The 13,524-nt window shown below is 66.2% G+C and carries 15 protein-coding genes; 9 read left to right on the top strand and 6 right to left on the bottom strand.

Annotated elements, in window-relative coordinates:
- Nucleotides 1-401: 30S ribosomal protein S6 (gene rpsF / locus KGM94_RS17255; protein ID WP_300261763.1), on the bottom strand; the 401-nt coding region annotated here is incomplete at its 3' end.
- A gap of 342 nt (nucleotides 402-743) precedes the next feature.
- On the opposite strand from rpsF, the gene KGM94_RS17250 reads away from it, so the two are divergent.
- The 9 genes from KGM94_RS17250 to gmk all read left to right on the top strand — a co-directional run bounded on the left by KGM94_RS17250 (nucleotide 744) and on the right by gmk (nucleotide 9,468).
- Nucleotides 744-1,463, top strand: a complete 720-nt coding sequence (locus KGM94_RS17250; protein ID WP_300261760.1) for a TetR/AcrR family transcriptional regulator C-terminal domain-containing protein — start codon at nucleotides 744-746, stop codon at nucleotides 1,461-1,463.
- Complete coding sequence (locus KGM94_RS17245) at nucleotides 1,460-2,485, top strand: fatty acid desaturase family protein (RefSeq protein WP_300261757.1); 1,026 nt, start codon at nucleotides 1,460-1,462, stop codon at nucleotides 2,483-2,485. The genes KGM94_RS17250 and KGM94_RS17245 overlap by 4 nt, the downstream gene beginning before the upstream one ends.
- Before the next feature lie 316 nt (nucleotides 2,486-2,801).
- Entirely contained in the window at nucleotides 2,802-3,761 is a 960-nt protein-coding gene (gene fabD / locus KGM94_RS17240) for an ACP S-malonyltransferase (RefSeq protein WP_300261753.1), read from the top strand.
- A 12-nt stretch (nucleotides 3,762-3,773) separates the two neighbouring features.
- Entirely contained in the window at nucleotides 3,774-4,511 is a 738-nt protein-coding gene (fabG, locus tag KGM94_RS17235; RefSeq protein WP_300261750.1) for a 3-oxoacyl-[acyl-carrier-protein] reductase, read from the top strand.
- 300 nt (nucleotides 4,512-4,811) lie between these two features.
- Nucleotides 4,812-5,051, top strand: a complete 240-nt coding sequence (locus KGM94_RS17230; protein ID WP_008551805.1) for an acyl carrier protein — start codon at nucleotides 4,812-4,814, stop codon at nucleotides 5,049-5,051.
- Nucleotides 5,052-5,154: 103 nt separating this feature from the next.
- Nucleotides 5,155-6,420 carry a beta-ketoacyl-ACP synthase II gene (fabF, locus tag KGM94_RS17225; protein WP_300261737.1) on the top strand — a complete coding sequence of 422 codons (1,266 nt, stop codon included), beginning with the start codon at nucleotides 5,155-5,157 and terminating at the stop codon, nucleotides 6,418-6,420.
- Nucleotides 6,421-6,547: 127 nt separating this feature from the next.
- On the top strand, nucleotides 6,548-7,807 hold the full coding sequence (gene mltG, locus KGM94_RS17220) for an endolytic transglycosylase MltG (protein ID WP_300261734.1): 1,260 nt from the start codon (nucleotides 6,548-6,550) through the stop codon (nucleotides 7,805-7,807).
- Between the two features lie 101 nt (nucleotides 7,808-7,908).
- Nucleotides 7,909-8,796: a YicC/YloC family endoribonuclease gene (locus KGM94_RS17215; protein ID WP_300261730.1), complete on the top strand. Its 888-nt coding sequence runs from the start codon at nucleotides 7,909-7,911 to the stop codon at nucleotides 8,794-8,796.
- Nucleotides 8,797-8,799: 3 nt separating this feature from the next.
- The gene (gene gmk / locus KGM94_RS17210) at nucleotides 8,800-9,468 is read left to right on the top strand and encodes a guanylate kinase (RefSeq protein ID WP_300261725.1); all 669 of its coding nucleotides are present in this window, start codon (nucleotides 8,800-8,802) and stop codon (nucleotides 9,466-9,468) included.
- On the opposite strand, the gene KGM94_RS17205 is transcribed toward gmk, so the two are convergent.
- From KGM94_RS17205 to KGM94_RS17185, 5 genes are all read right to left on the bottom strand, one after another.
- On the bottom strand, nucleotides 9,404-10,600 hold the full coding sequence (locus KGM94_RS17205) for a hypothetical protein (protein ID WP_300261720.1): 1,197 nt from the start codon (nucleotides 10,598-10,600) through the stop codon (nucleotides 9,404-9,406). The two genes, gmk and KGM94_RS17205, sit on opposite strands and share 65 nt — an antisense overlap.
- 162 nt (nucleotides 10,601-10,762) lie before the next feature.
- Nucleotides 10,763-11,500, bottom strand: coding sequence for an isoprenylcysteine carboxylmethyltransferase family protein (locus KGM94_RS17200; protein ID WP_300261717.1), 738 nt, complete (start codon nucleotides 11,498-11,500; stop codon nucleotides 10,763-10,765).
- A 164-nt stretch (nucleotides 11,501-11,664) separates the two neighbouring features.
- The gene (locus KGM94_RS17195) at nucleotides 11,665-11,820 is read right to left on the bottom strand and encodes a hypothetical protein (protein ID WP_300261713.1); all 156 of its coding nucleotides are present in this window, start codon (nucleotides 11,818-11,820) and stop codon (nucleotides 11,665-11,667) included.
- 187 nt (nucleotides 11,821-12,007) lie between these two features.
- A complete protein-coding gene (locus tag KGM94_RS17190; protein WP_300261710.1) occupies nucleotides 12,008-13,066 on the bottom strand; it encodes an alcohol dehydrogenase in 1,059 nt (352 codons plus the stop codon).
- An 11-nt stretch (nucleotides 13,067-13,077) separates the two neighbouring features.
- Nucleotides 13,078-13,524, bottom strand: a 447-nt coding sequence (locus KGM94_RS17185; RefSeq protein WP_300261707.1) for an rRNA adenine dimethyltransferase family protein, incomplete at its 5' end; no start/stop codon positions are given.

The following is a 13,524-nucleotide window of genomic DNA, read 5'->3' as shown; positions in this document are numbered from 1 at the left end:
TCGCGGTCGCCACGGAAGCCGCCGCCTTCGCGCTCGCCGCGGAAGCCGCCGCCGCGGTCATCGCGCTCGCGATCGCGATCGGCCTTGCGCATCATCGCCGACGGACCTTCTTCCAGCTCCTCGACGCGAACGCTGAGATAGCGGATCACGTCCTCGCTGATGCGCTCCTGGCGCTCGATCTCGGCGATCGCCGCGGACGGCGCGTCGATGTTGAGCAGCACGAAGTGCGCCTTGCGGTTCTTGTTCATGCGATAGGTGAGGGAGCGCACTCCCCAATTCTCGGTCTTGGTGACCTTGCCGCCGAGACCTTCGACGATGCCGGTCATCTGCGTGGTCAGCTCTTCGACCTGCTGCGGGCTCGCGTCCTGGCGCGCGAGAAAGACATGCTCGTAAAGAGGCATGGACGTCCTTTCCTCATGTTGGCGCATCCCCCGGCGACAAGCCCTTCGAGACCTTCGGAAAGGACTCGATGTTGCTCAGAAGGCGGAAGCACGGGACGACGGGCCGACTGGCCCTGCCACATCAAAATCGGGCGTCAGGATCAACGCGTGAATTTGCTGAGACCGTCCGTTCAGCTCCCGGCCGGGATCTGCGGATGGCGGCTTTATAAGGATTTTGCCGTCCTTGGCAAGGTTGGCGGGCGAGGTTGCCCACCTGCGGTCCCAAAGCCTTGGACGGTCCCTTTATACCTCCTTGCGCGACTTGTTTGTATGACATACAAATATATTTCATGGGAGGACGACATGGCGGTCAAATCGGTCGAGATGCCTTTTGAGGGGCCGGCGGGCGATCCTCGGCATGCCGCCCGCGCGACGCGGTCGGCGGGGCGCAAGATGCGCTCGCTGCTGCTGGACGCGGCGAGCCCGCTGTTCCGGGAACGCGGGCTGGCGGGCGCCTCGATCTCGGATATCGCGACCGCCGCGAACGCCTTCCCGAGCCAGATCACCTATTACTTCCGCACCAAGGAAGCCCTGTTCGTCGAGTGCGCCTGCCGCGACCTCCTTTACCTCGCGCGCAGGACCGAGCAGGCAGCGCTGACGGCGCACACGCCGCGCGAGTACACGCATGCGCTGGTGGCGACGGTGACCTCGACCGACTCGGTTGCCTTCTTTGCCGAGGCGCTGACGTTGACGCGGCGCCGGCCCGATCTCGCGCCGCTGGTCGAGCGCACCATCGAGCGCCTGCATGGCGAAGGCGCGCGCGCCCATGCCGCCCAGGTCGCGCGGCACGGCTGGCGCAGCCTGCGCGCGCCCGACGAGAGCTCGCGCCGGTTCTGGGCGGCGGCGATCGGCGTCATCCTCGAAGGCTACGCGATGGGCCGCTCGTCGGACGAACTGCGCGGCGAGATGCTGCGCGTGCTGGGCGAGCAGGCGAGGGCGACGCCGGCGGGCGAGACTCCGCCGCTGCGCCTCGTCGGCGACCAGAATGCATCGACCTCATCGGACGGGGAGACGTCGTCATGACCGCGCTTCGGATGCGAGCCCGCGATTTCCTGACCGAGGATCAGCTCGTCGCCATACGCCGGCGCTCGACCTGGAAGGGCGTCGCGCTGATCGCCCATGCCTGGACGCTGATCGCAGCCGCGATCGCGCTGGTGGCGTGGTGGCCCAATCCGCTGACTTACCTGCTTGCGATCGGCATCATCGGCTCGCGCCAGCTCGGCCTTGCGATCCTCATGCATGACGGCGCGCATGGCTGCCTGTCGCCGGACGAGAAGACCAATCTGGCGCTGAGCCAATGGTTCTGCGCCTATCCCGTATTCGCGGAGACGCGCAGCTACCGGCGCTATCACCTGCAGCACCACGCCCGCACGCAGCAGGCCGACGATCCCGACCTCGTGCTGTCGGCGCCGTTCCCGATCACCAGGCTCAGCTATCGCCGAAAATTCATTCGCGATCTCACCGGGCAGACCGGCTATCAGCAGCGCAAGGCGCAGTTCCTCAATGCGCTGGGACCGAGGGACTGGCCGTGGCAGCGCCGCGCCGCGCAGTTCTGGCAAAAGGTCGGGCCGCAATGCGTCGTCAACGCACTGCTGTTCGCGGGCCTTGCGGCTGCAGGCGTGTGGTGGGCCTATCCGCTCCTGTGGCTGGTTCCGCTCCTGACCTGGATGATGGTCATCACCCGCATCCGCAACATCGCCGAGCATGCGGTGGTTCCGGACAGTGCCGATCCCTTGCGCAACACCCGCACCACGCACGCCGGTTTTCTCGAGCGGCTGTTCATCGCACCCTACTACGTGAACTACCACCTCGAGCATCATCTCCTGTTCTACGTGCCCTGCTACAACCTGCCGCGTGTGCATCGTTTGCTCAGTAAGAGCCGGCATGCCGGCCGCATGGAGGTGCAGCCGAACTATCTTGCCGTGCTGCGGCTTGCGACCGCGAGGCCCGACCAGGAGGATCGTCCGGGCCAGTTGGCGAGCAATGCGCGGCGGGCGCGGGCGGGGGCCAGGGTCGGAGCCGATCAGCAGGCCGGCGGTTTTTGAGGGCGGATCGCCAGTGCTACGTTCTCGTCTCGTCGTCCCGGACAAGCGAGCGGAGCGAGCGCAGAGCCGGGACCTATAACCACAGGTGGACGTGGTTCCGAAGATTCGGGGTTGCAGATTAGCGAAACAACCACTCCCTGGGGTTATAGGTCCCCGCGTGCGCGGGGACGACACTGAGAGAGCGCCCGTCGCGGCTTGACATTCCGGCCCGGGTCAGTGTCTACGGCCCGGTCTGGAGCATGTTCCGAGCCTGGGAGCTTGCCGCAAAGCGGCTGCCGGGTTTCGTGTCATGCTCGAATAACGCCAGGGAGCGCCGATGACGGCAGCATTCACATTTCCGGGGCAGGGTTCCCAGGCCGTCGGCATGGGCAAGGCGCTCGCGGACGCGTTTCCCGCGGCCCGCGCCGTGTTCGACGAGGTCGACGCGGCGCTGGGCGAGAAGCTCACGGCGATCATCTGGGACGGCCCGGCCGAGACCCTGCTGCTGACCCAGAACGCCCAGCCGGCGTTGATGGCGGTCTCGCTCGCGACGTTGCGCGTGCTGGAGTCGGAGGCCGGGTTTTTCGTGGGGCGGGATGCCGCCTTCGTGGCCGGCCACTCGCTCGGCGAATACTCCGCGCTTGCGGCCGCCGGCAGCCTGACCATTTCCGATACCGCGCGCCTACTGCGCACTCGCGGGCTCGCCATGCAGAAGGCGGTGCCGGTCGGCGCCGGCGCCATGGCCGCGCTGCTCGGTCTCGACTACGAGGCCGCGATGGCGGTCGCTGATGAGGCGGCGCAGGGGCAGGTCTGCCAGGCGGCCAACGACAATGGCGGTGGACAGGTCGTGGTCTCCGGCGACAAGGCGGCCGTCGACCGCGCCGTCGAGATCGCCAGGGGCAAGGGCGCCAAGCGCGCGATGCTGCTGCCGGTGTCCGCTCCATTCCATTGCCGGCTGATGCAGCCCGCCGCCGATGCCATGGCGGAGGCGCTGTCGGGGGTTACGATCAAGGCGCCGGCCGCGCCGCTGGTGTCGAACGTGCTCGCCAGCGCCGTCACCGATCCCGACGAGATCCGCCGCCGCCTGGTCGAGCAGGTCACCGGCACGGTGCGCTGGCGCGAGTCGGTCGTCTTCATGGCCGGCAAGGGCGTCACGCATTTCTTCGAGATCGGCGCCGGCAAGGTCTTGACGGGCCTCGTCAAGCGCATCGCCGATGGCGCCGTCGGGGTTGCCGTCAGCGGCCCGAACGATATTGCCGCTGCGAAGGACGCAATGGCCGCCGCGAAATCGGCTTGAGGAGTTTTTGCGATGTTCGATCTCACTGGCAGGAAGGCGCTCGTCACCGGCGCGACCGGCGGCATCGGCGGCGCGATCGCGCAGGCGCTGCACGCGCAGGGCGCCACCGTCGCGATCTCGGGGACGCGGAAAGAGGTGCTGGACGAACTCGCCGCCAGGCTCGGAGAGCGGGTGCATGTGCTGCCCTGCAACCTCTCCAAGGTCGACGAGGTCGAGGCCCTGGTGCCGGCGGCCGAGCAGGCGATGGGCCAGCTCGACATCCTCGTCGCCAATGCCGGCATCACCCGCGACAATCTGTTCGTCCAGTTGCGGGACGAGGACTGGGACGAGGTCATCAACGTCAACCTGACCGCGACCTTCCGGCTCGCGCGCGCCGCCACCAAGCTGATGATGCGCAAGCGGTTCGGCCGCATCATCGCGATCACCTCGATCGTCGGCGTGACCGGCAATCCCGGACAGGGCAATTATACCGCGTCGAAGGCCGGATTGATCGGCATGATCAAGACGCTCGGCGCCGAATACGCCAAGCGCGGCGTTACCGCGAACTGCATCGCGCCGGGTTTCATCAAGACGCCGATGACCGATGCGCTCAACGACAAGCAGCGCGAGGTGATTCTCGCCAAGGTCCCGGCTGCCCGCCTGGGTACGCCCGACGACATCGCGGCGGCCGCGGTCTATCTCGCGTCGAACGAAGCGGGCTACGTCACCGGCCAGACGATTCACGTCAACGGCGGCATGGCCATGATCTGAGCCGTCCCGGGGGCGGCCCGGGATGCGGCAAACAGCCGTTTTCGGAGCGAATTGAGGCTTGTAGTCAAGGCAGTTGAAGTATGATAACCGGACCTTCAACGGATGGGCAAAGAACGCCATTGCAGGAATTTGAAACCCTGTATATTGGCGATGCGGTGCCTTGGCCGTCGTTCGCCGGGCCCTGCGTCTAGGGGTGGGGCCAAATCAACGTTCGTACGCGATTGCGAAGGCAGTTTAACGACCACCACGGCTCGTATCGTCCCCGGGGGTCGGGTCAAGGGAACAACACGAGGTTAAGCGATGAGTGACATTGGCGAGCGGGTTAAGAAGATCGTGGTCGAACACCTCGGTGTTGAGCCCGAAAAGGTTGTCGACAACGCGAGCTTCATCGATGACCTCGGCGCCGACAGTCTGGACACCGTCGAACTGGTGATGGCGTTCGAAGAAGAATTCGGTTGCGAGATCCCGGACGACGCCGCGGAAACCATCCTCACCGTCGGCGACGCTACCAAGTTTCTCGAGAAGAACGCGAAGAGCTGAAGCTCTCTTATTCGTGGGGCAACAGTGAAACCGGCCGGACCGCGGGGTGGCGGTTGACCGGTTTCTTGTTATCGGCTGCGGATTCTACAACCGGAGTTGAGGGATGAGGCGGGTTGTCGTCACGGGCCTCGGCATGGTGTCGCCACTCGGTTGCGGCGTCGAGCCGACCTGGAAGCGAATCCTCAATGGCGAAAGCGGCGCCCGCAGGATCGAGACCTTCGACGTCTCCGATCTGCAGACCAAGATCGCCTGCGTCGTGCCGCGCGGCGACGGCTCCAACGGCACCTTCAACGCCGACCAGTGGATGGAGCCGAAGGACCAGCGCAAGGTCGACGACTTCATCATCTTCGGCATGGCGGCGGCCCGTCAGGCACTCGACGATGCCAACTGGCATCCCGAGACCGAAGAGGACAAGTGCGCGACCGGCACCTTGATCGGATCGGGCATCGGCGGCCTCAACGGCATCGCCGAGACCGCGATCCTGCTCAAGGAGCGCGGTCCGCGCCGGGTGTCTCCGTTCTTCATTCCGGGCCGGCTGATCAATCTTGCCTCCGGCTACGTCTCGATCGAGCACGGGTTGAAGGGGCCGAACCATTCCGTGGTGACGGCTTGTTCGACCGGCGCGCACGCGATCGGCGACGCGGGCCGCCTGATCGCGCTCGGCGATGCCGACGTGATGGTGGCGGGCGGCGCGGAATCGCCGATCGGCCGCATCGGCATTGCCGGCTTCAACGCCGCGCGTGCCCTGTCCACCGGCTTCAACGACACGCCCGAGAAGGCGTCGCGCCCCTACGACAAGGATCGCGACGGCTTCGTGATGGGCGAGGGCGCCGGCGTCGTGGTACTCGAGGAACTCGAGCACGCCAGGCGTCGCGGCGCGAGGATCTATGCCGAGGTGATCGGCTACGGCCTGTCCGGCGACGCCTATCACATCACGTCGCCGTCGCCGGACGGCGACGGCGGTTTCCGCAGCATGGCGGCCGCGTTGAAACGGGCCGGCCTGACGCCGTCGGATATCGACTACATCAACGCCCACGGCACCTCGACGCCGCTCGGCGACGAGATCGAACTCGGCGCGGTCGAGCGGCTGCTCGGCAATGCGGCCTCGAAGGTCACGATGTCCTCGACCAAATCGTCCACCGGCCATCTGCTGGGGGCGGCCGGCGCGATCGAGGCGATCTTCGCCATTCTCGCGATTCGCGATAACATCGCGCCGCCGACCATCAACCTGGAGAATCCGTCGGTGGAGACCGCGATCGATCTCGTGCCGCTGACCCCGCGCAAGCGCGAGATCAACGTCGCGCTCTCGAATTCGTTCGGCTTCGGCGGCACAAACGCTTCGGTGGTCGTCCGGCGCCTGACCAATTAACTTGCGTTCGGAACGAATCCACCGTTTTGCCTTATTCGACGATGAGTCATAGGCGTGGGCGCGTGCATGTTGGCAGGGCAAGCGATTGTCGTGCCGCGATTGAACCGGCAGGATTCAGGTTGCTGCGATGAGTGAAAGGCCGCCCATTTCGCCTCGGTCGCCGCGCGCTGCGCTGGAGCCCGAGCAGGTGCCTCCGCCGCCAAGACGTTCGGAACGGGCGCGCAATCCCCTCGTGGTGGTCGGCAACGCCATCATCACCATCCTGCTGATCGCGATGATCGGCATGGGCGCCGCCTATTATTACGGTCGCCAGGTCCTGGAGGCCGCAGGCCCGCTGAAGGAAGACAAGATCGTCAACATTCCGGCCCGCGCGGGGAAACGCGACATCGCCGACACCCTGAACAAGGAAGGCGTGACCGACGTCAACCCGTGGATCTTCATCGCCAGCGTGTTCGCGCTCAAGGCCTCCTCCGACCTGAAGCCCGGCGAATACGCGTTCCAGAAGAACGCCTCGTTGCGCGACGTCATCGCCACCATCGTCGAGGGCAAGGTGGTGCAGCACGCCGTCACGATTCCCGAAGGCCTGACCTCCGAGCAGATCGTGGCGCGGCTGTCCGACAACGACATCTTCACCGGCAGCGTGCGCGAGGTCCCGCGCGAGGGCACGCTGCTGCCCGAGACCTACAAGTTCCCGCGCGGCACCACGCGTGAGCAGGTGATCCAGCGCATGCAGCAGGCGCAGAAGCGCGCGCTTGCGGAAATCTGGGAGCGCCGCAGCCAGGACCTGCCGGTCAAGACGCCCGAGCAGCTCGTGACGCTCGCCTCGATCGTCGAGAAGGAGACCGGCAAGCCGGACGAGCGCAGCCGCGTCGCAGCCGTGTTCGTCAACCGGCTGAAGCAGAAGATCAAGCTGCAGTCCGATCCGACCATCATCTACGGCCTGGTCGGCGGCAAGGGCACGCTGGGCCGGCCGATCAAGCGCAGCGAGATCGTCCAGCCGTCGCCCTACAATACCTACGTGATCGACGGCCTGCCGCCGGGGCCGATCTCCAATCCCGGCCGCGCCTCGCTGGAAGCCGCCGCCAATCCGGCGCGCACCCGCGACCTCTATTTCGTCGCCGACGGCAGCGGCGGCCACGCCTTCACCGAGACCTACGACGCGCATCAGAAGAACGTCGCCAGGCTTCGAGCGATGGAGAAGCAGATTCAGAACGATACCGTGGAGCCGGCCGAGGACGCGCAGCCGCCGGCAGCCGCCGCGCCGGCCGACAGCGCCCCGACCGCGGCGACCCGGCCCACCCAGCAGAAGAAGCCGCCGGCGGCGCGGCCCGCCAATCCGGGGCGGCAAGGGGCCGCGCAACCGACCTCGCCGGTGCTGCAGCGCTAGGGCAAGCGGCCGCTTCCGGATTCCACTTTGCGGCAAAAAAGTCTTAAGGTTTGCCGGCCTCGATGGCCTGCGAATCTCATCTTTCCGGAGACGTTCACCCGATGGCGTTGTCGTCCATGACCGGCTTTGCCCGAAGCCACGGCGCAAGCGGGCCTTATGCGTTCGAATGGGAGTTGAAGTCGGTCAACGCCAAGGGCTTCGACCTGCGCGTGCGGCTGCCGCAAGGTTTCGACGAGCTCGAGGCCTACGCCAAGAAGCGCGCCGGCGAGGTGCTCGCGCGCGGCACCGTCTACGCCAATCTCAACGTCAAGCGCACCAATGCCGCCGCGAGCGTTCGCATCAACGAGGACGTGCTCGCCGCCGTGCTGAAGGTCGCAGGCCAGATCGCCGGCAAGGTCGACGCGGTGGCTCCCAGCGTCGACGGCCTGCTCGCGATCAAGGGCGTCGTCGAGGTGGCCGAGCCCGAGAGCGACGAGGCCGAGGACAAGGCGGCGCGCGAGGCCGCGGCGCTCGCCTTCGACAAGGCGCTCGCCGACCTCGTCGAGATGCGCAGGCGCGAGGGGGTATCGCTGGGTCAGATCCTCGCCCAGCGCATGGACGAGATCGAGCGGCTGGCGAAACAGGCCGAAGCCGCGCCCGGCCGCAAGCCGGAAGCGATCAGGGCGCGCATCGCCGAGCAGATCGCGACGCTGCTCGATGCCTCCGACCGTTTCGATCAGGACCGGCTGACGCAGGAAGCGCTGTTGATCGCGACCAGGGCCGACATTCGCGAGGAGCTCGACCGCATCGCCTCGCACGTCGCGCAGGCGCGCGAACTGATCGGCAAGGGCGGACCGATCGGGCGCAAGCTCGATTTTCTCGCGCAGGAGTTCCACCGCGAGGTCAACACCTGCTGCTCCAAGTCGAACGACATCGAGTTGACCAATACCGGCCTCGCCATGAAGAACGTGGTCGAGCAGTTCCGCGAGCAGGTCCAGAATCTGGAGTGACGGATGAGTTCGGGCGGTCACGGGTTTGCAGGCGGATTTGACGGGGTCGAGCGGCGCGGGCTGATGTTCGTGCTGTCCTCGCCCTCCGGCGCAGGCAAGACCACCCTGTCGCGCCTGCTGATCGAGAACATGCCCGGCCTGAAGATGTCGGTGTCCGCCACCACGCGTCCGATCCGGCCGGGCGAGGTCGACGGTCGCGACTATCTGTTCGTCGACAAGGCGCGGTTCGAGCGGATGGTAAAGGACGACGAGCTCCTGGAATGGGCGACCGTGTTCGACAACAGCTACGGCACGCCGCGCGCGCCGGTCGAGGCGGCGCTGTCGGCCGGCCAGGACGTCCTGTTCGACATCGACTGGCAGGGAACGCAGCAATTGCGCCACAAGGCGCGTGCCGACGTGGTCAGCGTGTTCATCCTGCCGCCGTCGGCCGCCGATCTCGAAAAGCGCCTGCATTCCCGCGCCCAGGATTCCGACGAGGTGATCCGCAACCGGATGAGCCGCGCCAGCCACGAGATGAGTCACTGGGCCGAATACGACTATATCGTCATCAACCACGACATCGACGCGGCGTTCGCCGAGGTGCAGTCGATCCTGAAGGCCGAACGCCTCAAGCGCGAGCGCCGGATCGGGCTGGTCGGCTTTGTTCGAGATCTGCAGGGCCAGCTGCGATAGGGCTGAGCCGCGGCCCCTCCTGCGCCAGACGCTCCAGCATCTGCGTAATGACGTCGATGTCGATGTCGTCGTCGGCGGCCTCCGCCGCCGCCGGCTCCGGCGCGATCGTCTCCGCCGGCGCTCCGGCCGGCGCGAGACCGGCTTCCTTCGTCAGTTGCTCGATCTCCAGCGCCAGCGCGTCGATGTCGACCGAATCGGCTGCCGGGCGCTCCGGCACGTCGATCTCGCGGATGGTCGCGGGCCCGGTCGATGTCGCAGGAATCGGCGACGGCTCGCGCGAGGACGGCGGTTTTGTGCGCGGAGCGTAGTCCTGCACCGTATCCGCCCACGGCGCATGGCTGTTGTTGATCTTGCCCTGATCCCAACTGTCCCAGTTGGCGCGGCGGCGGGCGCCGGTGTTGGTCCTGCTGCGCGAGCGCGCGCCGGCGAAGCGGTAGATGAGGCTGCCGGTGATCCCGGCAAGAGTCAGCGCGGCGCCGATCACGAGGAAGAGCGTTTGCAGCGATCCGGTCGGCTTGTCGACCGGGACCGCGGCGGCCGCGAGCGCTGCCGGAGCAGGCGGCGTGGAGACTTGCGGCGCAGGCGCAGCCTGCTCATCCGTCTCGGGAACTGCGGGAGAGGGTGCTGCGGGCGCCATCTGCGCCGGCTGCGCCTGTGCGACATTCGATGCGTCGGGCCAGCGTTGCGCGAGGAGCGGCCCCTGTACGGCGGCGCTGCCGGTTGCACTCTGCGGCAGCGTCGCGGCGGGCCAGGGCGCGGGCTGTGCCGGAAGCGATGGTGTCGTGTTCTGGGCAGGCGCGGGTTGCGATGCCGTCAACTCGGCGCGCGCATCCTGCAGCGTGTGCGGCGCCGGGGCATTCGCCTTCTGTGGGTTCGCCGGAGCCTGCGCAGTCTTTGTGCTTTCCTTCGTGCCTTCCTTCGCGGCACCTTCCTCGCGCAGATACCAGCACTGCCGCTTGGTGCCGCGCTCGATCCGATAGTACCAGTGCTGGCCCTCGGGCGTCGCGCCCTTGGGCGCGGCCAGGCAATCCTCGGCAGCGTTGGGTGCGCTCTGCGACACCGCCGATAGCGGCGCGCCGGCGATGATGCTGGCCAGCAATGCGGATGTGAACTTGGCGGTTCGGTTGCCCATCCTGGTCTCCCGGTTACGCGTGACGCTACGCTTCACTGTCCCCAGACTCGTCAAAGAGTTGGGTGGCAATGAGCCGCAAATCCGGAGAGGATGGGGCTTAAATCGGGCCTGCCGGGCGATTCCATCCGCCTCGTCGCGTGCCCTGATGGCGACGCGCGGGGACTACCAGACAAAGGGAATCAGCCGGGCGGTGACTTTCCTTTGATAGTCCGGGTATCCAGCCAGATCCCGCACGAGCACCGCCTCCTCGTTCAGGATGCGGCCCACGAGAGCTACCACGAAAACGGGAAGCAGGAGCAGCGTCCACCACGATCCGAGCGCGAGCGGTGTTCCGACGAACAGGAAGAGGGCGGCGAAGTACATGGGATGGCGGACAAATCCATACACGCCGGTCGAGATCACCGTCTGCCCTTCTTCGACGCGGATGTTTGCTGCGGCAAAGGTGTTGACCTTCGACACCAGATAAAAAATGTAGAAGGAAACGACGACCAGGACGTCGCCGAAGGCGCAGACAAGCCACGGCACGTTCGACCAGCCAAAGCGGACATCGAGCGGCGACACGACGATGACAGCAATGCATGCGGCATAGAGCAAGGCCATGACGACTTTTTGAGCCGGTTCCTTTTCGTAGGAAATACCGGCTTCAGTGCGCCGCTTGAGCAAGGCGGGATCGTGCTTTGCGAGGTACAGCGTGTACGCGCCGGAGCAGGCGCCAAACACGATCAGATAGGTCCATCCCCGCCAGTAGCGAAGTGTGCCGGCGGGAATAAAAAGCAGGCCAACAAGAATCAGGATTCCCAGCACGGAAGATCGGATCAGTTGCTTGTGCAGCGGATTCATGGCCTGTTCTTTGTGGCTTTGAATGACGGCGACAATTCGCTGCCTGCCGATGAATTGCATCCGAGCAAGGTGATTTTCAATCGCGCCGGCGATTGATAGGTTACGCAAGATCAGGAGGCTGATGTGAGATACCTCGTCGTCGGATTGGTCCTCGCGCTTTCGAGTGGTTCCGCGAGGTCAGCGTCGGCGCATCGCGGGGCTGACGAGGCTACGCCTTGGTCGGGCTAGAAAAAGCCCGCGCTCAGATCGAGGCCGTATGTCATGGCGCACGCCAGTGACGCCAGCAGCCCGATGCCGCAGAAGATGACGAGCGTCTTGAGCGTTTCAACGTCGACATCGACGCCGGAGATGCTCGAAAGAACTCTTGCCAGAGTTGCCATGGTTCGCTCCCAAACGTGATCGGCTAGCGAAAGGTAGTCGGAGCGCCGAGCGGCGTCTGTGAAGGCAATCACAGGACCCGCGGAAATTATCGATCTGCTCCGTGATCCACCGCTCGGGGCGCAGGGCAGGTCGCGCAACCCGCCTGGCGGGTTGCGCCGTCGCAAATCCGCCCTGCGGGTCGTCGCGTCAGTTCTTCAGCACGATGCGGCCAACCACCTTGCCGGCGCGCAGCTCGTCGATCCATTTCTGCACGTCGGCCATCGGCTCCTCGCGCATCGGCGTCGGCTTGATCTTGCCGGCGCGGGCCAAGGCCATCAGCTCGTGTGCCTCGGCGAGCGTGCCGACCATGAAACCCTCGACGGTCATGCGCTTGTAGACCCACTGCACCATCGGCAGCGTGAACTGGCCGCCCATCAGGCCGGATACCACGATCTTGCCGCCGCGCGCCGCGACCGCCACCGCGAACGCCATCGACTTTTCGTTGCCGGCGAAGTCGACGATCTCGTCAAAACCGCCGTCGGTCTCCTTCAGGATGCGCCGGATGACCTCCGGCTCGGCCGGGTCGTAGGCGACCGCCGCGCCGTTCTTCAGCGCGGTCTCGCGCGCGGCCGCGCTCAGGTCGGCGACCGTGATCGGCTGCTTGAACATGGCTTGCGCGAACGACAGGCCCATCATGCCGACGCCGCCGAGCCCGATCAGCAGCAAATTGCGCTGGCGCGGCCGGTCGACCAGGCGCTTGAGCGCGCCGTAGGCGGTGACGCCCGAGCACATCAGCGTCGCGGCCTGGTTGACCGGGAGCGGATCGTAGTCGAGCAGGTACTTGGCGTCCGGCACCAGGACGTGGCTCGCAAATCCGCCGTCGATGGAGACGCCGAGAAAGCGCTGCTTGACGCAGAGGTTCTCGTCGCCGTTCTTGCAGTCGCGGCACTGGCCGCAGCCGATCCAGGGGAATACCGCCTTCCTGGCGCCGACGAGGCCGCCTGGCACGTCGGGTCCGACTTCCTCGACGACGCCTGCGATCTCGTGGCCGAGCGTGAACGGCAGCGTCATGCCGCGCGTGGTGTCGAGCTTCTTGCCGCCGCCCAAATCTGCATAGCCGTCCTGGATGTGCAGGTCGGAATGGCACAGCCCGCAGCGCTCGATGCGCACCAGCACTTCGCGGCCCTGCGGCTTCGGCGTGTCGACGATGGTTTCGCACAACGGCGCATCGAACTTGACCAGTGATTGACGAAACATCTGCGCCATTGCGTATTCTCCTAGACCGATTGGGAATTTTCGGCCCGTATATTGGCCAATTCGCGCGCCATGGCAACAAAGCCTGCCAATGGAATTGTTTCGGCGCGCTGGGTGGGGTCGAGAGCGGCCGCGGCGGCAAGCCGCTCAGGGGCGACACCGAGCGATTTGAGGCTCTGGCGGATCATCTTGCGGCGCTGGCCGAATGCCGCGGCGGCGACTTGCTCCAGCGCCTTGCGGTCGCATGACATCGGAGCGGGGCGCGGCAGCAGCCGCACCACCGAGGACGTGACCTTCGGCGGTGGGACAAACGCGGCGCGTGAAATGTCGAACAGGATCTTGGTTTCGGCGCGCCAGTTGGCGAGCACGGCCAGTCGCCCGTAGGCTTCCTCATTGTCGTGCGCGACGATACGCTCGGCGACCTCGCGCTGAAACATCAGCACCATCGTGTCGTACCATGGCGGCCAGGG

Source organism: Bradyrhizobium sp. (assembly GCF_028868675.1).
In the GTDB taxonomy this organism is placed as follows: Bacteria; Pseudomonadota; Alphaproteobacteria; order Rhizobiales; family Xanthobacteraceae; genus Bradyrhizobium.
The sequence above is the reverse complement of the archived record's forward strand: the minus strand, read 5'-3'. Positions and strand labels throughout refer to the sequence as shown.

Bases quoted from the DNA above. Each gene is read 5' to 3' on its own strand.
- KGM94_RS17250 (WP_300261760.1), top strand. From the start codon at position 744: ATGGCGGTCAAATCGGTCGAGATGCCTTTTGAGGGGCCGGCGGGCGAT.
- KGM94_RS17190 (WP_300261710.1), bottom strand. From the start codon at position 13,066: ATGGCGCAGATGTTTCGTCAATCACTGGTCAAGTTCGATGCGCCGTTG.
- mltG (WP_300261734.1), top strand. From the start codon at position 6,548: ATGAGTGAAAGGCCGCCCATTTCGCCTCGGTCGCCGCGCGCTGCGCTG.
- KGM94_RS17200 (WP_300261717.1), bottom strand. From the start codon at position 11,500: ATGCAATTCATCGGCAGGCAGCGAATTGTCGCCGTCATTCAAAGCCAC.
- KGM94_RS17195 (WP_300261713.1), bottom strand. From the start codon at position 11,820: ATGGCAACTCTGGCAAGAGTTCTTTCGAGCATCTCCGGCGTCGATGTC.
- fabF (WP_300261737.1), top strand. From the start codon at position 5,155: ATGAGGCGGGTTGTCGTCACGGGCCTCGGCATGGTGTCGCCACTCGGT.
- KGM94_RS17205 (WP_300261720.1), bottom strand. From the start codon at position 10,600: ATGGGCAACCGAACCGCCAAGTTCACATCCGCATTGCTGGCCAGCATC.
- KGM94_RS17215 (WP_300261730.1), top strand. From the start codon at position 7,909: ATGGCGTTGTCGTCCATGACCGGCTTTGCCCGAAGCCACGGCGCAAGC.
- KGM94_RS17230 (WP_008551805.1), top strand. From the start codon at position 4,812: ATGAGTGACATTGGCGAGCGGGTTAAGAAGATCGTGGTCGAACACCTC.
- fabG (WP_300261750.1), top strand. From the start codon at position 3,774: ATGTTCGATCTCACTGGCAGGAAGGCGCTCGTCACCGGCGCGACCGGC.
- fabD (WP_300261753.1), top strand. From the start codon at position 2,802: ATGACGGCAGCATTCACATTTCCGGGGCAGGGTTCCCAGGCCGTCGGC.
- gmk (WP_300261725.1), top strand. From the start codon at position 8,800: ATGAGTTCGGGCGGTCACGGGTTTGCAGGCGGATTTGACGGGGTCGAG.
- KGM94_RS17245 (WP_300261757.1), top strand. From the start codon at position 1,460: ATGACCGCGCTTCGGATGCGAGCCCGCGATTTCCTGACCGAGGATCAG.